The following is an 18,320-nucleotide window of genomic DNA, read 5'->3' as shown; positions in this document are numbered from 1 at the left end:
GGCCTCACTCCCCGATGTCCTCGTGCCACAGCTCCGGCCGCTCGGCGATGAACTCCCGCATCAGCGTCACGCACTCCGGATCGTCCAGGAGCACGATCTCGACGCCGAGTCCGGCCAGCCACTCGTGGCCGCCCCGGAACGTCTCCGCCTCGCCGATGACGACCCGCGAGATCCCGAACTGCCGCACCAGACCGCTGCAGTACCAGCACGGCGACAGCGTGGTCACCATCGTCGTACCGCGGTACGAGCGCTGCCGGCCCGCGGCACGGAAGGCCGCCGTCTCCGCGTGGGCGGAAGGATCGCCGTCCTGGACACGGCGGTTGTGGCCCCGGCCCAGCAGCGTGCCGTCCGCCGCATAGAGGGCGGCACCGATGGGGACACCGCCTTCGGCCAGCCCGGCGCGGGCCTCGGCGAGGGCGGTCGCGAGCCACTGGCGCGCCGTGGCCGGCGACAGGTCAGCCGACACTGATCGCGTCCAGCTGCGCGCGCAGATACGTGTGGGAGTCGACCGGCTCGTACGCGACCCGGCCCTTGGGCGCGGGCAGGGACTCGACGCGGGTGCCCGGATCGCATTCGTAGAAGTAGACGAGGGAGAGCAGCTCCTCGGCCGGGGCGTCGAGCGGGGGCGGCAGCACGCGATGGCGGCCCGAGCGCCAGCGGTCGCCGGTCCAACGGGCCATCAGATCACCGATGTTGACGGTCAGCGCGGCCGGGTCGTACGGCGCGTCCTCCCAGCCGCCCTCGTCGGTGAAGATCTGCAGTCCGCCCTTGCCGTCCTGGCGGTCGAGCACCGTGACCGTGCCGAAATCGGTGTGCGGGCCGATGCGGAACTGGCCCTCCTCGGGGGCGCCGACGGTGTCCGTGCCCGGGTACCAGTTGATGTTGAAGCCCCAGGTGGGATGCCCGGTGTGCCGCGTGAAGAAGTCCTCCGGCTCGCCCAGGGCCGCGCCGAGCAGCCCGAGCAGCCGGTCGGACAGCGTCCGCATCTGTCCGAGATACGTCTCCACCAGGGCCTTGAGCTCGGGGACCTCGGCCGGCCAGGTGTTGGGCTTGAACCACTCCGCGTCCACGCGCGCGTCCCCGGTCGGCTCGTGGGCCGCGAAGGACAGGGACTCCTTGAGGTCGGGTGGTGTCTCGGTGCCCTCGGCATAGCCGTTGGCCTCGGCGCCGGGGCCCAGCCAGCCGCGTTCGCCGACCTTCACCGCGTACGGCTGCTTCATGGCGGGCGGCAGCCGGAAGAACTCCCGGGCCGCCGCGCGGATGTCCGCCCGCAGCGCCGGATCGACACCGTGGCCGGTGACGAGCAGGAACCCAGCGCTGCGCAGCGCCTCGTCGGCGGCGCGCACCAGCGCGTCACGCCGCTCGCGGGGCCCGTCCGGCCAGGGCGTCAGATCGAGGGTGGGGACTCGGGGGCGGCCGGCGTCGGAGGTCATGGCCTCAGACTGCCCGCCGCCGTCCCCGTCCTCACTTCTCGTCCTCGGGCCCGCCGCAGATCGGGCCTACTTCTTGTCCTCGGGCCCGTCCTCGCCGCCGCTCTCGCGGTTCTTGAGCTCCTCCTCGCGGCGGCGCAGATCCGCCTCCCAGTCCTTGAGGAGGGACTCGTCCTTCTTGTTCTCGTCCTTGATGGACTTCAGGAACTCGGGATTGTCGTCCGGCGCCACCCACGTGGTGCGGTGGTTGCGGTGCCATTCCGAGGGCGTACGGCCGCCCTGCGGCGGTGTGCGGTCCTTGCCGGCGGCGAGCCAGACGATCGGCCCGACCACCCAGAACAGCAGGATGATGAAGACCCAGGCGATCTTCGGCAGATGCTTGGCCTCGTCCTCGGGGGTGTTCAGACAGTCGATGAACGCGAAGATCGTCAGCGCGAGCGGGATCAGGATCATCAGGATCCGGAGCATGGTGTGCGTTCCCCCAGGAGGTATCGGCGAGGGCGGACCGGAGCCCCCGGTGACGGGGCCAGGGTAGCGGGTGCCGGATACTGGGACGTATGGCTTATGACGATCTTCGCTCCCTGCTCCGTGCCCTGGAGCGCGAGGGCGACCTGAAGCGCATCAAGGCCGAAGTCGACCCGTATCTGGAGGTCGGTGAGATCGTCGACCGGGTCAACAAGGCGGGCGGCCCCGCGCTCCTCTTCGAGAACGTGCGCGGCTCGTCGATGCCGCTCGCGATGAACGTGTACGGCACGGACCGCCGCCTCCTCAAGGCGCTGGGTCTCAAGTCGTACGGGGAGATCAGCGAGAAGATCGGCGGTCTGCTCAAGCCCGAGCTGCCGCAGGGCTTCGTCGGGATCCGCGAGGCCTTCGGCAAGCTCGGCGCGATGACCCACGTACCGCCGAAGAAGGTGAAGGACGCTCCGGTCCAGGAGGTCGTCCTGACCGGCGACGACGTGGATCTGGAGCAGTTGCCTGCGCTCTTCACGTGGCCGGAGGACGGCGGCTCCTTCTTCAACCTGGGGCTCACGCACACCAAGCACCCGGAGACGGGCGTACGGAACCTCGGGCTCTACCGCCTGCAGCGCCACGACAAGCGCACCATCGGCATGCACTGGCAGATCCACAAGGACAGCCGCAACCACTACCAGGTGGCGGCCAAGCGCGGCGAGAAGCTGCCGGTCGCGATCGCCTTCGGTTGCCCGCCGGCCGTCACCTACGCGTCGACCGCGCCGCTGCCCGGGGACATGGACGAGTACCTGCTCGCCGGGTTCATCCAGGGCAAGCGCGTCGAGATGGTCGACTGCAAGACGGTGCCGCTGCAGGTCCCGGCCAACGCCGAGGTCGTCATCGAGGGCTGGCTGGAGCCGGGCGAGATGCTGCCGGAGGGTCCCTTCGGCGACCACACCGGCTTCTACACGCCGCAGGAGCCGTTCCCCGCGCTGAAGATCGACTGTGTGACGATGCGGAAGCGTCCGCTCCTTCAGTCCATCGTGGTCGGCCGCCCGCCGACGGAGGACGGTCCGCTCGGCCGGGCCACGGAGAGGTTCTTCCTCCCCCTCCTCAAGATCATCGTGCCGGACATCGTTGACTACCACCTGCCCGAGTCGGGCGGCTTCCACAACTGCGCGATCGTCTCGATCGACAAGAAGTACCCGAAGCACGCGCAGAAGGTGATGTCCGCGATCTGGGGCGCGCACATGATGTCCCTGACCAAGCTGATCATCGTGGTCGACGCCGACTGCGACGTGCACGATCTGCACGAGGTCTCCTGGCGCGCGCTCGGCAACACCGACTACTCCCGCGACCTCACGGTCGTCGAGGGCCCCGTCGACCACCTCGACCACGCCTCGTACCAGCAGTTCTGGGGCGGCAAGGCGGGCATCGACGCCACCAAGAAGCTGCCCGAGGAGGGCTACACGCGCGACGGCGGCTGGCCGAACATGGTCGAGTCCGATCCCACGACGGCCGCGATGGTGGACCGGCGCTGGAAGGAGTACGGCCTGTGAGCTTCGTGGTGACGGGCGGACCGGCCCTCTTCCTGGGCGAGGACGACTACGTGGCCCTGGTGCGGCCTGAGATCGACCCGGCCGATCCGGAGGTGCGGCAGGCCGCCGCGCAGGCGGGCGTCACACCGGAGGAGCTCGCGGCCACCTCGGGGACCTGGACCGTGCTGTGGGAGCGGGACGGGGAGGGCGACGGCTTCGAACTGCCCGGCGTACGGGACGCGGAACCCACCGCCTTCGCCGAGCAGCTGCGGGCCGAACTGGCGGCGGGGAGCGAGAAGTTCGCCGTCGACGGCGGCGCCGCACTGCAGCTCGAAGGTACGTCCGACGGCAATGGCTCCTGGTCCCTCACCGCCCGCATCACCCCGCCCGGCGACGAGGCGGTCCCGCTCACCGTCGAGACCGGACCGCTGCCCGCCGACGGGCTCCTCGCCGACCTCGACGCCTTCCTGGAGGCCCTCGCATGATGACGACCGCCGACGAGGTCGTGGGCCCACCGCCCTCCGGCAGCAAGGTGAAGGCGTTCCTGCGGCTCGTCATGATCGAGCACTCGGTCTTCGCGCTGCCGTTCGCGTACATCGCCTCGCTGACCGCGATGTTCCAGCTCGACAAGAACATCCACTGGGGCCGGCTGCTCCTGGTCACCATCTGCATGGTGGGCCTGCGGACCTTCGCGATGGCCGCGAACCGGATCATCGACCGGGAGATCGACGCCCGTAACCCGCGTACGGCCGGACGCGAGCTCGTCACCGGTGCGGTGTCGGTGAAGTCCGCGTGGACCGGCGCGATCGTCGCGGTCGTGGTCTTCCTCGGCTCGGCGGCGCTGCTCAACCCGCTCTGCCTGGCGCTCGCGCCGCTCGCCGTCGTGCCGATGGTGGTCTATCCGTACGGCAAGCGGTTCACGAACTTCCCGCACGCGATCCTCGGCCTCGCGCAGGCCATCGGCCCGATCGGTGCCTGGCTCGCGATCACCGGCGAGTGGTCCTGGGACGCGGTCATCCTCGGGCTCGCGGTCGGCATCTGGATCGGCGGCTTCGACCTGATCTTCGCCTGCCAGGACGTGGCGGCCGACCGCGCCGAGGGCGTGAAGTCGGTGCCGGCCCGCTTCGGGATCGCGGCCGCGCTGTACGGGGCGCGGGGTGCGCATGTCGTCACGACGGGGCTGCTCGTCTGGTACGCCTACGCCACCGACGCCGGGTTCTTCTTCTGGCTGGGCCTGATGATCGTGGCGGCGGCCTTCGCGTACGAGCACTCGATCGTCACACCGAAGGACCTGTCCCGCCTGAACCGCGCGTTCTTCACGGTGAACGGCTTCATCGGGATCGCGCTGTTCGTGTGCGCGCTGCTGGATCTGCTGGTGCGGGGGCTGACGGTCTAGCCCTTCGATTCATCCACGGACGACACCGTCATACGCCGGGCGAGCTCGGCGAGGCGGTGTCGTTGTGCTTTGGCGGCCTGGCCGATGACCAGCGGGCGCAGCGGCCTCGGGTACGTGACGCGGACGGTCTCCGTGATCTGCGTGCCCGCGTCCATCGGCGTCAGCACGACCGTGGCCGTGAGCCGGACTCCGCCCGGGCTGTGCACCTCGCTCACGATGCGCCGTCCCGGCTCGGGGAACGTCATGGTCACGCGGATGGGGTTGTCCCAGCGCAGCGGGCCGAGGATGCGGAAACGCTCCACCGCCACGTACCGGATCCCGTCGCCGCCGCGCACGATGTCGCGTACGGCGACGAGGAGCGGCGAGAGGCCCAGGTAGCTCTCCGGCTCCGCGAGATGCGCGAAGATCCGTTCCGGCGGAGCGGGCACGGTGACGTCGCGGGTGAACTCCTCTGTGGACACCGCGCCATCATGCCCCGGCGGTCACTCCGGGAACAGATCCCTCAGCGGATCCCCGCAGCCCCGCGAGCAGCCTGAGCCCCTGCTCGGACAGGGAGCCCGGCTCGGCGGTGTAGACGTACAGCGCCTGGTCGGGGTCGTCGGGCAGGGTCAACGACTCGTATTCCAGGGCGAGTTCGCCGACCAGTGGATGGCGGTAGAGCTTCGTGCCGTGCGTGTACTCCAGGACGTCGTGCGCGGCCCACCACTGCCGGAAGTCCTCGTCCCGTACGGAGAGTTCGCCGACCAGTTCGCTCAGGCGGGAGTCCTCGGGATGCCGGCCCGCGTACAGCCGCAGCGCCGCCACCGTGCCCTGGGCAGCCCGTTCCCAGTCGGCGAGCAGCTCGCGCGCCTCGGGCGCGAGGAACACGAAGCGGGCCAGATTGCGCTCGCGGTACGGCAGCGCGTCGAAGTCCGTGTAGAGGGCGCGGGCCATGGGGTTGGCCGCGAGCACGTCCATGCGGTGGCCGAGGATCATCGCGGGCGTGGTGTCGAGGGTCGCGAGGAGGCGGTACAGCCCGGGCCGCACCCGCTGTGGCGGCGCGGGGCGGCGGCGAGCGCCGGTGCGGGCGGGCCGGGCCAGACGGAACAGATGGGCGCGCTCGGTGGCGTCCAGGTGCAGGGCGCGGGCCACGCCTTCGAGGACCTCGGCGGACGGGTTGCGGACCGTGCCGCGCTCCAGGCGTACGTAGTAGTCCGCGCTCACGCCGGCGAGCAGCGCCGCCTCCTCGCGCCGCAGCCCCGGCACCCGTCGCCGTCCCGCGTGCAGCGGAAGGCCGGCCTGCTCGGGGGTGACGCGGGCGCGGCGGCTGCGCAGGAACTCCCTGAGCTCGTCACCCCTCGCACCACTGGTCATGCCTTCCACGCTAGCCCGGGCGCGGGCGGTCCGCCGAGGTCAGAGGGGGTCTGCCGGACCCCCTCTCGGGCGGGCCCCTCTGCAGGTCTGCGCGGGCGGCCGACCGGTGGTGCCATGGAGAGACCGACCCGCCCGACCTCCGAAAGGCGCACTTCCATGGCCAAGCCCCTCATCGTCATCACCGGCGCGAGCTCCGGCATCGGCGCCGCCACCGCCCGGCTGCTCTCCGCGCAGGGCCACCCGCTGCTGCTGCTCGCCCGGCGCGTGGACCGCCTCGAAGCGCTGGGTCTGCCGGACGCCCTGTGCCGCAAGGTGGACATCACCGACCGTGCCGCCGTCGCGGCCGCTGTGGAGGAGGCCGAAGCGCGGTACGGGCCGGTGGACGCGCTGGTCAACAACGCGGGCGTGATGCTGCTCGGCCGGATCGCCGACCAGGACCCCGACGAGTGGGACCGCATGTTCGACGTGAACGTGAAGGGGCTGCTCGGCGGGGTGCGCGCGGTGCTGCCCGGCATGATCGGGCGCGAGCGCGGCACCATCGTGAACATCGGCTCGGTCGCCGGCCGCAAGACCTTCCCGAACCACACCGCGTACGTGGGCACGAAGTTCGCCGTGCACGCGATGTCGGAGAACCTGCGCGAGGAAGTGGCGCCGCACGGGGTCCGCGTGACCGTCATCGGCCCTGGCGCCGTGGAGACCGAACTGCTCTCGCACACCACGGACGACGGCATCAAGGCCGGATACGAGGAGTGGAAGAAGGAGAACGCCGCGCTCGCGCCGGAGGTTGTGGCCCAGGCCGTCCTCTACGCGTACGGGCAGCCGCAAGAGGTGTGCATCCGCGAGATCGTGCTCGCGGGGACGCGGCAACAGGCCTGAAGGAACGCGGCGGCAGGTCTGAAGTAGCGCGGCGACCGGCCTACAGAGACGCGGCAACAGCCCTGAAATGGGGTGAGAACGCCCGCAGTTGGCGACCCCGCGCGGACCCGGGGCGGCCAACTGTCAGTGTCTGCCGTAATCTTCAGCGGATCATCGGCACGTTCACCGTGCGCCGGCCGCTTCGCCGTGCGCCGCGACGAGGGGGAAGTCCGTGCAGCTCAAGCTCCTGCCGCGTTCGTCGGCGGGCTGGACCATGTCCATATTCGGCCTGCTCGCCGCCGTGATGGGCATCGTGGGCCTGATCGCGCCCGACGTCCTGATCAAGACGATGGGCTTCGCGGCCGCGCCCGACGGTGGGCGCGGCGAGGGTGACCACACGGTGGTCTTCCTCACGGCCTCGTCCATGGCGGCGCTCAACATGGGCGTCTACTACGTGCTCGCCGCCGCGAGCGACTGGACGGCCTTCTTCCGCTGGACCGTGCCGTTCCGTCTCCTCACCTGCACCGTGTTCACCCTGGCCGTGCTCGGCGACCGCGCTCCCGCGGGGTTCATCGGGGTCGGCCTGTGGGAGGGCGCAGGCGCCGTGGCCACGTTCCTCGCGCTGCGTGCCGACAGGCGCCGTGCCGCGCGGACGCCCGCATCCGCGGCTGTCTGATCCCGCCACATCTTCATCTAAGCTTCACTGCGGCTCCGGGGGTTGTCTCGTGGCTCGTGACTTGGCTCGTACGAAGAGACGACCCCGCAGGGAGAAGTGAGGTATGCCGGTGATCTGCGTCGGAGGCATGATCGGCATCGGCAAGACGAGTGTCGCCGAGCTGATCTCCAAGGAACTCGGCAGCGAGGTCTTCTACGAGAGCGTGGACGACAACCCGATCCTGCCGCTGTTCTACACGGCGTCCCCCGAGGAGATACAGGCCAAGCGCTACCCGTTCCTCCTCCAGCTGTACTTCCTGCAGACCCGGTTCGCCTCCATCAAGGAGGCGTACAAGAAGGGCGACAACGTCCTCGACCGCTCCATCTACGAGGACTGGTACTTCGCCAAGGTCAACCACGACCTGGGCCGCATCAGCACCCTGGAGATGCAGGTCTACGAGGGTCTGCTGAACGAGATGATGCGGGAGATCGACGGCCTGCCGTACCGCAAGGCGCCCGATCTCATGGTCTACCTCAAGGCCTCCTTCGAGACGGTCCTGCACCGGATCGGCCTGCGCGGCCGTGACTTCGAGCAGGACGAGAGCCTCGTCGCGTACTACCGCACGCTCTGGTCGGGCTATGACGACTGGGTGAACGAGCACTACTCGGCCAGCGAGGTCCTCGTCATCGACATGAACTGCACGGACGTGGTGAACAACCCCGAGGACGCGGCGCGGGTCGTCCAGCAGGTCAAGGACGCGCTCGCGGCGGCCCGTACTGCTGTCTAGGCAACGCTCCGGCGGAACGTGAACGCCGCGAGCACCCCGCCGATCAGGCCGAACAGGTGGCCCTGCCACGAGATCCCTTCGGCCGTCGGCAGGACGCCCCACAGGATCGAGCCGTACACCGCGCCGACCAGCAGGCCGATGACCACGTCGCCGATCCGCCGGTCCACGAAGCCGCGCACCAGCAGATAGCCGAAGAGCCCGAACACCACGCCCGACGCACCGGCCGTCACCGAATACGCGGGGGCGGTGAACCACACGCCCACGCCGCTCACCACGACGATCGTGGCGACCACCGCGGCGAAGCGCCGTATCCCCGACAGCGCGGCGAGGAAGCCGAGCACGAGCAGCGGCATGCTGTTGGCGATCAGGTGGTCCCAGCCGTAGTGCAGGAAGGACGCCGGGATCACATCGCGCAGCTCGGTGAACTCGCGCGGGGATATGCCGTACGTGTCCAGGGTGTGCCCGCTCGCCACGTCGACCGCTTCGAGCAGCCACAGCAGCGCGAGCCACCCGGCCATGACCAGACCGGCCGCCTTCGCGCGGTCGCGGCGGCGCTCGGCGGGCGCGGGCTGCGGGAGCGGTGACGTGTATCCGTACGACATGAGCGGACCCCCAGGCTGTCGGGCCTGCCACGGAGCAGTGGCCCTCACTGCGTTCAACGCATGGGAGGCGCGGCTCGGTTCCGGGCCTGCGGATAGGCTCGGGGTATGAAAGACGCCGAGCGCATCCCCTGGGTCGTAGGGGTCTCCGGAGCCTCCGGGACGCCGTACGCGGCAGCCGTCCTGCGCGGGCTCCTCGCCGCGGGCGAGAGTGTGGACCTGGTGGTCAGCAGGGCCTCGCGGCTCACGCTGCTCGACGAGACCGGGATCTCCTACCGGGACGCGCACTGGCGCGAGGACCTGGGGGAGTGGCTGGCCCGGGGAGCGGACGGCAAGCCCGGCACGTTCACGGGCCTCGATCTCGGCGACGTACGGCACTGGGCCGCGGGCGATCTCGCGGCCGGGCCGAGCTCCGGTTCGTACAGGACGAAGGGCATGTTGATCGTGCCCGCCTCGACGGCCTGTGTGGCCGGAGTGGCACTGGGACTTTCGAAGGACCTGCTCCAGCGGACGGCGAGCGTGACGCTCAAGGAGAGCCGCAAGCTGGTGGTCGCGGTGCGCGAGACGCCGCTGAACGGGCAGACGCTCAGGCACCTGGTGAGCCTGGACGAGGCGGGAGCCGTGGTGCTCCCGGCCTCGCCGGCGTTCTACGCGGGGGCGACGCACATCCAGGATCTGGTGGACTTCGTCGCGGGGCGGGTGCTCGACGCGGCGGGTGTGCCGCACGGTCTGTACCGCCGCTGGGAGGGCGAACTCGGCGGTGGGTCCCGCCCATCGGGCGGGGGACCGCGTGAAGGCCCTGGCGCGGGTTAGCGCTTCTTGGCGCGCGCCGGGCGGGACAGCTTGTCCGCGCGGGCGGCGGCGATCGGGGACTTGTGGGCACGCGAGCGGTCGGCCAGCTCCTGCAGCGAGCGCATGTGGGCGTAGGCCATCTCGAGCGTGTACACGGTGAGGACACTCCTGTAGATCGTCGTTGATCTTCTGCAGACCTCGGAAAACGCGAGAAACGCGAAAAGTTCTGCAAGAATCGCAGGGAAACCGCCCTGCGTGCCTTAGATTTTACACCTAAACTCGCAGGATCGCTAATTAATGGAAGGTGCCGGCGCATGGACGCGGTGGACAGGCAGCTCATCCAGGCCCTGAGGGAGAACGGCCGGGCTTCGTATGCCGAACTGGGCCGCCTCGTAGGCCTGTCGGGACCCAGCGTCACCGACCGCATCAACCGGCTCGAGAGCGCGGGCGTCATCACCGGCTACCGCGCCACGGTCGACTCCGCCTCGCTCGGACTCGGCGTGACCGCCCTCATCGGCATCTCGCTCTCCGACGCCGCCGACCACGAGGACGTGGCGCGCCGGCTCAAGGACCTGCACGAGATCGAGGACTGCTGGTTCATCGCGGGCGACGACTCGTACATGCTCAAGGTGCGCGCGAGCGACGTGGACGGCCTGGAGAAGACGATCCGCCGGCTCAGCGGCACCAAGGGCGTCTCGCGTACGCGGACGACGATCGTGCTCTCCACGAAGTGGGAGAACCGGGTCGGGGACCTGCCGGAGCAGCTCTGACCCTCGCGGTTGGGCAGGGGGCGGCCGCCGGAAGGGCCGGTGGCGGGGCGTACCGTGGGTGGTCCGCACAAGTAGTCAGTATTGGGAGGCGGCCAGGTGGACGCGGGACTCAAGCGTGAGCTCGAAGAGAAGGTCCGCTCCGGGGAGCGGCTGACCCGTGAGGACGGCATCGCGCTCTACGAGAGCGACGATCTGGCCTGGCTCGGCGGGCTCGCCCACGAGGTGCGGACGAGGAAGAACGGCGACGTCGTCCACTTCAACGTCAACCGCCACCTCAACATGACCAACGTGTGCACCGCGTCGTGCGCCTACTGCTCGTTCCAGCGCAAGCCGGGCGAGAAGGACGCGTACACGATGCGTATCGAGGAAGCCGTCCGCCTCGCCAAGGCGATGGAGAACGACAACCTCACCGAGCTGCACATCGTCAACGGCCTGCACCCCAACCTGCCGTGGCGCTACTACCCGCGTTCGCTCAGCGAGCTCAAGAAGGCGCTGCCGAACGTCTCGCTGAAGGCTTTCACCGCCACCGAGATCCACCACTTCGAGACGATCTCCGGGATGTCGGCCTCCGACATCCTCGACGAGCTCATCGAGGCCGGCCTGGAGTCCTTGACCGGCGGCGGCGCCGAGATCTTCGACTGGGAAGTGCGCCAGCACATCGTCGACCACCGCACCCACTGGGAGGACTGGTCGCGCATCCACCGGCTCGCGCACTCGAAGGGTCTCAAGACCCCGTGCACGATGCTGTACGGGCACATCGAGGAGCCCCGCCACCGCGTCGACCACGTCCTTCGGCTGCGTGAACTGCAGGACGAGACCGGCGGCTTCCAGGTCTTCATCCCGCTGCGCTACCAGCACGACTTCGTGGACATGCAGGACGGCAAGGTCCGCAACAAGCTGCAGGCGCGCACCACGATGGCCACCGGCGCCGAGGCCCTGAAGACCTTCGCGGTCTCGCGGCTGCTCTTCGACAACATCCAGCACGTCAAGGTCTTCTGGGTCATGCACGGAGTGCAGACCGCCCAGCTCGCGCTGCAGCACGGCGCGGACGACATGGACGGCTCGGTGGTCGAGTACAAGATCACGCACGACGCCGACAACTACGGGACGCCCAACAAGCTCTCCCGTGAGGACCTGCTCGACCTGATCCGCGACGCCGGCTTCCAGCCCGTCGAGCGCAACACGCGCTACGAGATCATCCGCGAGTACCCGGGCCCCGAGGCGGACCGCCGCGAGTCGCCGCAGCCGATGCGGGTCTGACGTACGACATGGCGCTGCGTTTCGAACTGGACCCCGCCATAGGTCCCGAGCTCCGTGACGGCCTGCTCGCGCTCTGGGCCGATGTGTCCGACGCGGGCGGCGCCGTCGGCTTCGTGCCGCCGGTCTCGCCGCAGGAGATCCGCCCCGAACTGGTCAAGCACTTCGTCGCGATCGCGGAGGGGCGGATGCGGCTCCTCGTCGGATACGACGAGGAGGGCGCGGTGGCCGCGACGGCGTTCCTCGCGTTCAACACCCACCGCCTCATGCGGCACTGGATCTGGGCGTACACCGTGATGGTGCATCCCAAGCACCAGGGCAAGGGGTACGGACGCGACCTGATGGCGGCCGTCGAGGAGGCCGCGCGCGGCTTCGACGGGATCGAGCTGATCCGGCTCACCTGCCGGGGCGGCACCGGGGTCGACCGGTTCTACGCGTCCTGCGGTTACAAGGATGGCGGCCGGGTGCCGGGCGCGATCCGGGTCGCGCCCGGGGACGACCGGGACGACATCACCATGTATCTGCCGCTGTATTGAGCGGAAACCGGACATGGTTCACTGGTCGAGCAGGATTTCGTAGAAGGAAAAGAGGCCAGTCGTGGCAGCCAAGGTGAACGCCACTCTCCGGTACAGCCTGATGCGCATCGGCATCTTCGCCGGCAGCTTCCTCGTGCTGTGGGCCCTGGTCTACTACGGCGTGCTGCCGCGGGGGCTCGGCGACTCCAACTACCTGTGGGTACTGATCCTCGCCATCGTCATCTCGGCGCCGCTCAGCTTCGTGCTCCTGCGCAAGCAGCGCGACGAGATGTCCGAGCAGATCGTCACCCGCGTCGACCGTGCCAAGACCCGGCTCGCGGAGAACCGCAGCATGGAAGACGGCATCTGAGGCGCACGCCGCGCCGTAAGAAGCGTGTAAGACTCGTCACACCGCGAAACCCCTGGGCCTTTGGTCCCAGGGGTTTCGGCGTTTCCGGGGACCCAGGTCCCAAAGCAGCCCTTTGAGTTCCTCAAAGTTCAAGTGTTAACGTGTTCGACATGAAGACAGCAGCTGCGCCCCGCGACCCGAGCACCCCGCTCGTCGCGCGCCTGCATGTCGATCTCTGCCGCTGCATGTCCGCGGCCTGTTGCCGCGCTTGAGCTAGCGACACAATGCAGCGGCGCCGCCTCACCTGACACTTGCGGCCGTCGCTCCACTTTGAAGTCCGTACGTCCCCCCCCCACGCCCGCGCACGAATCTCAACGGAGTGCCCCCGTGTCCTCGACTGTCAAGGACTCCCCGCAGAAGTCCACCGGCTTCCGCATACCCCTGCCCTTCTGGGCGCAGATCCTCATCGGTCTCGTCGTCGGTGTCGGCCTCGGTGCCATCGCCCGCAACGGCGAGGTCGAGTGGCTGACCACCACGCTCACGCAGATCGGCGACATCTTCGTCCAGCTGCTCAAGCTGGCCGTCGCCCCGCTGGTGTTCTTCGCGATCCTGGTGTCGATCACCAACCTGCGGAAGGTCAACAACGCCGCGCGGCTCGCCTCGCGCACGCTGCTCTGGTTCATGATCACGTCGCTGATCGCGGTCACCATCGGCCTCGTCATCGGCCTGCTCACCAACCCGGGCGCCGGCACCGGCCTCTCCCCGAAGGACGGCGCCAAGCCGGAGCACACCGGCTCCTGGCTCGACTTCCTGACGGGCATCATCCCGACCGACATCATCACGCCGTTCACCGAGCTGAACGTGCTGCAGATCGTCTTCATGGCCGCCGTCGCCGGTATCGCCATCCTGAAGATCGGCGAGAAGGCCCAGCCGATCCTCACCCTCAGCGAGTCGGTCCTGGAGCTTCTGCAGAAGGCCCTTTGGTGGGTCATCAAGCTCTCCCCGATCGGCACCGTCGGCCTCATCGGCACCGCGATCGCCACGTACGGCTGGGACCTGATCAGCAAGTACGCGACGTTCACCGCGGACATTTACATCGGTTGCGCCCTGGTGCTGTTCGGCGTCTACCCGCTGCTCCTGGCGACCGTCGCCAAGGTCAACCCGCTGCAGTTCTTCAAGGGCGCCTGGCCCGCGATCCAGCTGGCCTTCGTCTCCCGCTCCTCGGTCGGCACCATGCCGCTGACGCAGAAGGTCACCGAGCGTCTCGGCGTCCCGAAGGACTACACCTCCTTCGCCGTGCCGTTCGGCGCCACGACCAAGATGGACGGCTGCGCCGCGATCTACCCGTCGATCGCCGCGATCTTCGTCGCGCACATCTTCGACGTGCAGCTCGGCATCAAGGAGTACCTGCTGATCGTCTTCGTCTCGGTCATCGGCTCCGCGGCCACCGCGGGTCTGACCGGCGCGACGGTCATGCTCACCCTGACCCTCTCCACCCTGGGTCTCCCGATGGAGGGCGTGGGCCTGCTCCTGGCCATCGACCCGATCCTGGACATGATGCGCACCGCCACCAACGTGGCCGGCCAGTCCGTGGTCCCGGTGATCGTCGCGGCCCGCGAGGGCATCCTGGACAAGGAGGCCTACAACTCGGCCACCGCGTCCCCGGTCGACGAGCCCTTCGAGGACCAGCGCGCGGTGCCCGCCGCCGCCTGATCCCCGGCACAGCGTGAAGGTGCCCGCACCCCCGGCTCGGGGGTGCGGGCACCTCTGCGTACAGGGCTCCGCTGATGCCCCTGGCCGGCTCTGACGTGTGGCCCATGACAGTCGAGGAAGTCATGGAGTTTCTCGTCGAGCACCGCGCTCCCAACGTCACTCCCGGGTACGTCGCCGAACAGCTCCTGCCGATGGCATGGATCATCGAGGTCGAGTCGGGCCGGCAGATCATCGAGATGGGCAAGCGGTGGCTGGAGGCGGACGACCCGTTCCGCGTGGCCGTGGCGATCGGCCTGGAGAACGAGACGTATCTGGCCGACTCCTGGGAGGAGCTCGCCGCCCTCGCGGAACCGCTCAAGGAGCGGTTCCCCTCGATGGCCGCGGACGTGGACGCGTGGCCGGCGCGAGCCGAGAACTCCTACGAGAGGCGCAGGACGGGGTCCTTCTTCGACTGGCCCGGGGCGCGCGTCCCGCCCGTGACACCGCTAGTCGGTGATACCGACGTCGTGGAAGAACCGGTAGCGGTTCGGGTCGTCCGGCAGGAACCAGTGGAAGCCCTCCAGGAAGAAGACCGCGACCAGGTTCACCGTGATGACCAGGCCGACGAAGCCGAGGACCGCGAGGCCCGCCCTGCGGTAGAGCGGTGAGGAGGGGAGCGCGGTGTCCGTCGTGAGGTGGGCGAAGGTCAGGACGATGCCGACGGCCACCACCGAGGCCATGAAGAGGATCCAGGCCCAGACGTACATGTGCAGGCCGAGCACGGGACTTCCGTATCCCTTGTCGCCGGGCAGGATGTGCAGCATCGTCTGCCGCCAGGACGCGAAGCCGCCCGCCATGACGGCGACGAGCGCCATGCCCCAGCCCATCATGTAGTCGCGGCCGGTGATGGTCCCGGTCATGCCCCGGCGGACGATCCAGCCCGCGCCGAGCGCCGCGAGCAGCATGAACATCCGCTGGACCATGCACAGCGGGCACGGGTAGTCCCAGCTGATGAACTGCACGCCGAGCCCGCCGCAGACGACGCCGGTCCAGCCGGCGGCGAAGAAGCAGGCGAACCAGAACTGGAGCTTGCCGAGCGGGCGCGAGGTTTCCGCGGACGCGGCCGGAGTCGGGGTCGTCGTCGCCACGTCAGTAGCTCAGCCCGAGCTTGAGGCTGCTGGTGATGTGGTGCGCGAGCAGCGCGACGGTGGCGAACAGCACGACCCACCAGACGGTGAGGAGGAGCTTCCTTGGGCGGTCCTGGTACAGGACCACCAGGGCGGCGAGCAGGCCGCCGAAGATGAGGGTGTCCATGGGCGCGGACGGTAGGCGCGCGGGCCCGCGAGATGGGTGATCCGGCCGTCGGCGCCCCGGTGCGGTCACCCGCGCGGAGCCCTTCGGGCCTGGGGACGAGAGGGCGTACGGCCCGGTCGTGCGGCGCCCAAGGGGTCTGGTCGCGGGCCGGTCCGCTCCCCGAGGATGGAGGGTGCGAAGGGAGCATGTGGTGCAGAGGATCGAGACCGAGCGGCTGGTGCTGCGGCGCTGGCGCGCCGAGGACGTGGCCGCGATGGCCGTCGTCAACGCCGACCCCGAGGTGATGCGCTGGATCGGCGACGGCTCGGTGCGCGACGAGGAGCGGACCCGGGCCGGGATCGAGGCGTGGGAGCGGGAGTGGGAGCACGAGGGCTTCGGGCTCTTCGCGGTCGAGGTCAGGGCGACGGGCCGGGTCGCGGGCTTCACCGGGCTCTCGGTGCCGCACTTCCTGCCGGAGGTGCTGCCGGCCGTCGAGATCGGCTGGCGGCTCGGGCGTGAGTACTGGGGCAAGGGGTACGCGACGGAGGCCGCGCGTGCGGCGCTGCGTTTCGGGTTCCGGGATCGCGGCCTGAACCAGATCCTGAGCATCGCCCAGCCGGAGAACAAGGCCTCGCAGCGCGTCATGTCGAAGCTCGGCATGCGCCTGGTGAAGGAGACGGTGGCGCCGGACGCGGGCCGGACGGCGCTGGTGCACGGGCTGAGCAGGGCGGAGTACGAGGTGGGGGAGTAGGAGCTCCGGGCCGAAGGCCCACGGGCTCCGGCTCCCGGTCTCCGCCCGAACCGCAACGCCCGCCCCGGCACCGCCCTGTCATATGCATGCGTACGCTTGCCCCCAAGGGCAGGGCGACTGGGGAGGTCGGGCGGAGTGCAGGGCACGGACGCTGGGAAGAAGGCGGCCGGAGGCCGTAGGGGAAAGCGGATGCCGCGGGCCGAGCGCGAGCGCCAGATGATGGACGCCGCCGTCGCCACCTTCGGCAGGCGCGGCTACCGTGCCGCCTCCATGGACGAGATCGCCGAACTGGCCGGTGTCTCCAAGCCGTTGGTCTATCTGTATCTGAACTCCAAGGAAGACCTGTTCAGCGCCTGCATCCGGCGCGAGGCCGCCGCCCTCGTCGAGGCGGTGCGCGGCGGCATCACCCCCGGTGAGCCCGCCGACCAGCAGCTGTGGGCCGGACTGCTGGCCTTCTTCACACACACCGCCGAGTGCCCCGACGGCTGGTCGGTGCTGCACAGCCAGGCCCGTACGCACGGGGAGCCGTTCGCGCGTGAAGTGGCCGTGATGCGCGAGGAGATCGTCGCCTTCGTGACGCTGCTCATCGCCGAGGCCGCCCGCGAGGCGCACGGCAATCCGACGCTCCCCGAGGGCGAGGTGGCCCCGCTCGCCGAGGCGCTGGTCGGCGCGGCCGAGGCGCTCGCCGTCTGGGCCAACGCGACCCCCGGCGTGACGGCCCGCGAGGCCGCCACCACCCTGATGAACTTCTCCTGGGCGGGCCTGGCCAACCTCATGCAGGGAAAGCCCTGGTCACCGCCTAAGTAACGGCTGCCCCGGTCGCCGCCCAGGTGACAGCAGCTGCCCCGGTCACTGCCGAAGTGACAGCTTCCCGGTCACATGCAACCGCCCGTCCGCGCCGCGCAGTTCGAAGGCGCCCGCGTCCGCCCCGTATGCGACCGTGCTCGGCAGCAGTACGGGTGCCCTGAAGTCCACGCGTACGTCCACGGGGCCGGTGAAGGGCTGCTGGGCCAGGCAGCGCGCCGCCGTCCACATCCCGTGGGCGATCTGCCGCGGGAAGCCGAAGGCCTTCGCCGTGAGCGGGTGCAGATGGATGGGGTTGCGGTCGCCCGACACGGCACCGTAGCGGCGGCCGAGCGAGGCCGGGAGCCGCCAAGTCGCCTGTACCGGCAGGGGGTTGTCCGCCGGGCGGTCCGGTGCCTCGGACGGTTTCCCGTGCCGCGCCAGATACGTGGACCGCGACATCCACACCGTGTCGCCGCGCCCCGCGCACCGCACCCGGGTCACCACGGTCGCCTCCGTGCCGCGCCGGTGGGGCGCCAACTTCTCGGCGTGGACGAAGAGTTCGAGCCGGTCGCCGGCCAGGAGCGGCGCCGCCTCCTGCCGTATCTCGATCGAGGTGTGCACCAGACCGAGCAGCGGCAGCGGGAAGTCGCGCGCCGCCATCAGCTTCATCGCGAGCGGAAAACCCAGCACATGCGGATACGTGACGGGCAGCCGCCCGTCCGCCGGGAACCCGCACAGCTCCGCGTACGCCGCGAGCCGCGCCGGATCCACCGCGGCCTCGGCGAGCTCGATCGAACGCTCGGGCAGGGGCGCGTCGGGGCGAGGCCGCTTCAGCGGCGAACGCAGGGCGCCCGCGAAGAGGACGGGTGCGAGGTGAGGGGGGCGCCCCAGTCGTACGACGGTCATCAGCGCTCTCCCGGGGCGGCGGCCAACGATCTTCAGATGCGCAAGTTACTCGAAAGTCAGGACCCAGGTCGAGGCCCTGAGCAGGGGCGATGCCGCGGTATCGGCACCTGCGCCCACTCGGGCGCGCCTCCGGGCCGAAATGCCCG

At 69.8% G+C, this 18,320-nt stretch carries 24 protein-coding genes; 14 read left to right on the top strand and 10 right to left on the bottom strand.

The window, feature by feature from the left end; genetic code table 11:
* Positions 1-4 precede the first annotated feature (4 nt).
* The 3 genes from H9Y04_RS39630 to H9Y04_RS39620 all read right to left on the bottom strand — a co-directional run bounded on the left by H9Y04_RS39630 (position 5) and on the right by H9Y04_RS39620 (position 1,898).
* Positions 5-466, bottom strand: a complete 462-nt coding sequence (locus tag H9Y04_RS39630) for a nucleoside deaminase (protein WP_308801803.1) — start codon at positions 464-466, stop codon at positions 5-7.
* On the bottom strand, positions 456-1,433 hold the full coding sequence (locus H9Y04_RS39625; protein WP_187819075.1) for an isopenicillin N synthase family dioxygenase: 978 nt from the start codon (positions 1,431-1,433) through the stop codon (positions 456-458). The genes H9Y04_RS39630 and H9Y04_RS39625 overlap by 11 nt, the downstream gene beginning before the upstream one ends.
* Positions 1,434-1,499: 66 nt before the next feature.
* On the bottom strand, positions 1,500-1,898 hold the full coding sequence (locus H9Y04_RS39620) for a PLD nuclease N-terminal domain-containing protein (protein WP_187819074.1): 399 nt from the start codon (positions 1,896-1,898) through the stop codon (positions 1,500-1,502).
* An 89-nt stretch (positions 1,899-1,987) separates the two neighbouring features.
* Between H9Y04_RS39620 and H9Y04_RS39615 the strand changes: the two genes are divergently transcribed.
* Genes H9Y04_RS39615 through mqnP form a run of 3 tightly spaced genes read left to right on the top strand, consistent with a single transcriptional unit; the run spans position 1,988 to position 4,814 of the window.
* Complete coding sequence (locus H9Y04_RS39615) at positions 1,988-3,439, top strand: menaquinone biosynthesis decarboxylase (protein ID WP_187819073.1); 1,452 nt, start codon at positions 1,988-1,990, stop codon at positions 3,437-3,439.
* Positions 3,436-3,903, top strand: coding sequence for a hypothetical protein (locus H9Y04_RS39610; protein ID WP_187819072.1), 468 nt, complete (start codon positions 3,436-3,438; stop codon positions 3,901-3,903). Before H9Y04_RS39615 ends, H9Y04_RS39610 begins: the two co-directional genes overlap by 4 nt.
* Complete coding sequence (gene mqnP, locus H9Y04_RS39605) at positions 3,900-4,814, top strand: menaquinone biosynthesis prenyltransferase MqnP (RefSeq protein WP_438818208.1); 915 nt, start codon at positions 3,900-3,902, stop codon at positions 4,812-4,814. Before H9Y04_RS39610 ends, mqnP begins: the two co-directional genes overlap by 4 nt.
* Here the strand turns inward: mqnP and H9Y04_RS39600 are convergent.
* Entirely contained in the window at positions 4,811-5,275 is a 465-nt protein-coding gene (locus H9Y04_RS39600) for an SRPBCC family protein (protein ID WP_187819071.1), read from the bottom strand. The genes mqnP and H9Y04_RS39600 overlap by 4 nt on opposite strands.
* A 7-nt stretch (positions 5,276-5,282) precedes the next feature.
* Entirely contained in the window at positions 5,283-6,167 is an 885-nt protein-coding gene (locus H9Y04_RS39595; RefSeq protein ID WP_187819070.1) for a helix-turn-helix domain-containing protein, read from the bottom strand.
* 156 nt (positions 6,168-6,323) lie between these two features.
* Between H9Y04_RS39595 and H9Y04_RS39590 the strand changes: the two genes are divergently transcribed.
* From H9Y04_RS39590 to H9Y04_RS39580, 3 genes are all read left to right on the top strand, one after another.
* Complete coding sequence (locus tag H9Y04_RS39590; RefSeq protein WP_187819069.1) at positions 6,324-7,043, top strand: SDR family oxidoreductase; 720 nt, start codon at positions 6,324-6,326, stop codon at positions 7,041-7,043.
* A 253-nt stretch (positions 7,044-7,296) separates the two neighbouring features.
* The gene (locus H9Y04_RS39585; RefSeq protein ID WP_187819135.1) at positions 7,297-7,698 is read left to right on the top strand and encodes a hypothetical protein; all 402 of its coding nucleotides are present in this window, start codon (positions 7,297-7,299) and stop codon (positions 7,696-7,698) included.
* 103 nt (positions 7,699-7,801) lie between these two features.
* Complete coding sequence (locus H9Y04_RS39580; RefSeq protein WP_187819068.1) at positions 7,802-8,464, top strand: deoxynucleoside kinase; 663 nt, start codon at positions 7,802-7,804, stop codon at positions 8,462-8,464.
* On the opposite strand, the gene H9Y04_RS39575 is transcribed toward H9Y04_RS39580, so the two are convergent.
* On the bottom strand, positions 8,461-9,066 hold the full coding sequence (locus H9Y04_RS39575) for a rhomboid family intramembrane serine protease (RefSeq protein ID WP_187819067.1): 606 nt from the start codon (positions 9,064-9,066) through the stop codon (positions 8,461-8,463). The genes H9Y04_RS39580 and H9Y04_RS39575 overlap by 4 nt on opposite strands.
* A gap of 105 nt (positions 9,067-9,171) precedes the next feature.
* Here H9Y04_RS39575 and H9Y04_RS39570 point away from each other — a divergent pair, with 105 nt between their 5' ends.
* Complete coding sequence (locus tag H9Y04_RS39570; RefSeq protein ID WP_187819066.1) at positions 9,172-9,876, top strand: UbiX family flavin prenyltransferase; 705 nt, start codon at positions 9,172-9,174, stop codon at positions 9,874-9,876.
* Here H9Y04_RS39570 and H9Y04_RS39565 read toward each other — a convergent pair.
* A complete protein-coding gene (locus tag H9Y04_RS39565) occupies positions 9,873-10,010 on the bottom strand; it encodes a hypothetical protein (RefSeq protein ID WP_187819140.1) in 138 nt (45 codons plus the stop codon). The genes H9Y04_RS39570 and H9Y04_RS39565 overlap by 4 nt on opposite strands.
* A gap of 159 nt (positions 10,011-10,169) precedes the next feature.
* Between H9Y04_RS39565 and H9Y04_RS39560 the strand changes: the two genes are divergently transcribed.
* From H9Y04_RS39560 to H9Y04_RS39540, 5 genes are all read left to right on the top strand, one after another.
* Positions 10,170-10,625 (top strand): Lrp/AsnC family transcriptional regulator, encoded by a 456-nt coding sequence (locus H9Y04_RS39560; RefSeq protein ID WP_187819065.1) that lies wholly within the window; start codon positions 10,170-10,172, stop codon positions 10,623-10,625.
* A 96-nt stretch (positions 10,626-10,721) separates the two neighbouring features.
* Positions 10,722-11,885 carry an aminofutalosine synthase MqnE gene (gene mqnE / locus H9Y04_RS39555; protein WP_187819064.1) on the top strand — a complete coding sequence of 388 codons (1,164 nt, stop codon included), beginning with the start codon at positions 10,722-10,724 and terminating at the stop codon, positions 11,883-11,885.
* A gap of 8 nt (positions 11,886-11,893) precedes the next feature.
* Positions 11,894-12,418, top strand: a complete 525-nt coding sequence (locus H9Y04_RS39550; RefSeq protein WP_187819063.1) for a GNAT family N-acetyltransferase — start codon at positions 11,894-11,896, stop codon at positions 12,416-12,418.
* A gap of 61 nt (positions 12,419-12,479) precedes the next feature.
* On the top strand, positions 12,480-12,767 hold the full coding sequence (locus H9Y04_RS39545; RefSeq protein ID WP_308801801.1) for a DUF4229 domain-containing protein: 288 nt from the start codon (positions 12,480-12,482) through the stop codon (positions 12,765-12,767).
* Between the two features lie 366 nt (positions 12,768-13,133).
* A complete protein-coding gene (locus H9Y04_RS39540; protein ID WP_187819062.1) occupies positions 13,134-14,459 on the top strand; it encodes a dicarboxylate/amino acid:cation symporter in 1,326 nt (441 codons plus the stop codon).
* A 485-nt stretch (positions 14,460-14,944) separates the two neighbouring features.
* Here the strand turns inward: H9Y04_RS39540 and H9Y04_RS48010 are convergent, their stop codons facing one another.
* Both H9Y04_RS48010 and H9Y04_RS39530 read right to left on the bottom strand, forming a co-directional pair.
* Positions 14,945-15,586 (bottom strand): disulfide bond formation protein B, encoded by a 642-nt coding sequence (locus tag H9Y04_RS48010; protein WP_187819061.1) that lies wholly within the window; start codon positions 15,584-15,586, stop codon positions 14,945-14,947.
* A 1-nt stretch (position 15,587) separates the two neighbouring features.
* On the bottom strand, positions 15,588-15,752 hold the full coding sequence (locus tag H9Y04_RS39530) for a DUF5993 family protein (protein WP_187819060.1): 165 nt from the start codon (positions 15,750-15,752) through the stop codon (positions 15,588-15,590).
* Between the two features lie 199 nt (positions 15,753-15,951).
* Here H9Y04_RS39530 and H9Y04_RS39525 point away from each other — a divergent pair, with 199 nt between their 5' ends.
* A complete protein-coding gene (locus tag H9Y04_RS39525; RefSeq protein ID WP_438818209.1) occupies positions 15,952-16,482 on the top strand; it encodes a GNAT family N-acetyltransferase in 531 nt (176 codons plus the stop codon).
* Between the two features lie 189 nt (positions 16,483-16,671).
* On the top strand, positions 16,672-17,289 hold the full coding sequence (locus H9Y04_RS39520; protein ID WP_187819058.1) for a TetR/AcrR family transcriptional regulator: 618 nt from the start codon (positions 16,672-16,674) through the stop codon (positions 17,287-17,289).
* A gap of 42 nt (positions 17,290-17,331) precedes the next feature.
* Here the strand turns inward: H9Y04_RS39520 and H9Y04_RS39515 are convergent, their stop codons facing one another.
* Positions 17,332-18,174: a MaoC family dehydratase gene (locus tag H9Y04_RS39515; protein WP_187819057.1), complete on the bottom strand. Its 843-nt coding sequence runs from the start codon at positions 18,172-18,174 to the stop codon at positions 17,332-17,334.
* Positions 18,175-18,320 lie beyond the last annotated feature (146 nt).

This window comes from Streptomyces polyasparticus (assembly GCF_014493765.1).
In the GTDB taxonomy this organism is placed as follows: domain Bacteria; phylum Actinomycetota; class Actinomycetes; order Streptomycetales; family Streptomycetaceae; genus Streptomyces; species Streptomyces polyasparticus.
This window is presented reverse-complemented; position numbering and strand designations above follow the sequence as displayed.

Bases quoted from the DNA above. Each gene is read 5' to 3' on its own strand.
- H9Y04_RS39615 (WP_187819073.1), top strand. From the start codon at position 1,988: ATGGCTTATGACGATCTTCGCTCCCTGCTCCGTGCCCTGGAGCGCGAG.
- H9Y04_RS39530 (WP_187819060.1), bottom strand. From the start codon at position 15,752: ATGGACACCCTCATCTTCGGCGGCCTGCTCGCCGCCCTGGTGGTCCTG.
- H9Y04_RS39620 (WP_187819074.1), bottom strand. From the start codon at position 1,898: ATGCTCCGGATCCTGATGATCCTGATCCCGCTCGCGCTGACGATCTTC.
- H9Y04_RS39520 (WP_187819058.1), top strand. From the start codon at position 16,672: ATGCCGCGGGCCGAGCGCGAGCGCCAGATGATGGACGCCGCCGTCGCC.
- H9Y04_RS39580 (WP_187819068.1), top strand. From the start codon at position 7,802: ATGCCGGTGATCTGCGTCGGAGGCATGATCGGCATCGGCAAGACGAGT.
- H9Y04_RS39515 (WP_187819057.1), bottom strand. From the start codon at position 18,174: ATGACCGTCGTACGACTGGGGCGCCCCCCTCACCTCGCACCCGTCCTC.
- H9Y04_RS39575 (WP_187819067.1), bottom strand. From the start codon at position 9,066: ATGTCGTACGGATACACGTCACCGCTCCCGCAGCCCGCGCCCGCCGAG.
- H9Y04_RS39560 (WP_187819065.1), top strand. From the start codon at position 10,170: ATGGACGCGGTGGACAGGCAGCTCATCCAGGCCCTGAGGGAGAACGGC.
- H9Y04_RS39550 (WP_187819063.1), top strand. From the start codon at position 11,894: ATGGCGCTGCGTTTCGAACTGGACCCCGCCATAGGTCCCGAGCTCCGT.
- H9Y04_RS39585 (WP_187819135.1), top strand. From the start codon at position 7,297: ATGTCCATATTCGGCCTGCTCGCCGCCGTGATGGGCATCGTGGGCCTG.
- H9Y04_RS39590 (WP_187819069.1), top strand. From the start codon at position 6,324: ATGGCCAAGCCCCTCATCGTCATCACCGGCGCGAGCTCCGGCATCGGC.
- H9Y04_RS39625 (WP_187819075.1), bottom strand. From the start codon at position 1,433: ATGACCTCCGACGCCGGCCGCCCCCGAGTCCCCACCCTCGATCTGACG.
- H9Y04_RS39595 (WP_187819070.1), bottom strand. From the start codon at position 6,167: ATGACCAGTGGTGCGAGGGGTGACGAGCTCAGGGAGTTCCTGCGCAGC.
- H9Y04_RS39570 (WP_187819066.1), top strand. From the start codon at position 9,172: ATGAAAGACGCCGAGCGCATCCCCTGGGTCGTAGGGGTCTCCGGAGCC.
- mqnP (WP_438818208.1), top strand. From the start codon at position 3,900: ATGATGACGACCGCCGACGAGGTCGTGGGCCCACCGCCCTCCGGCAGC.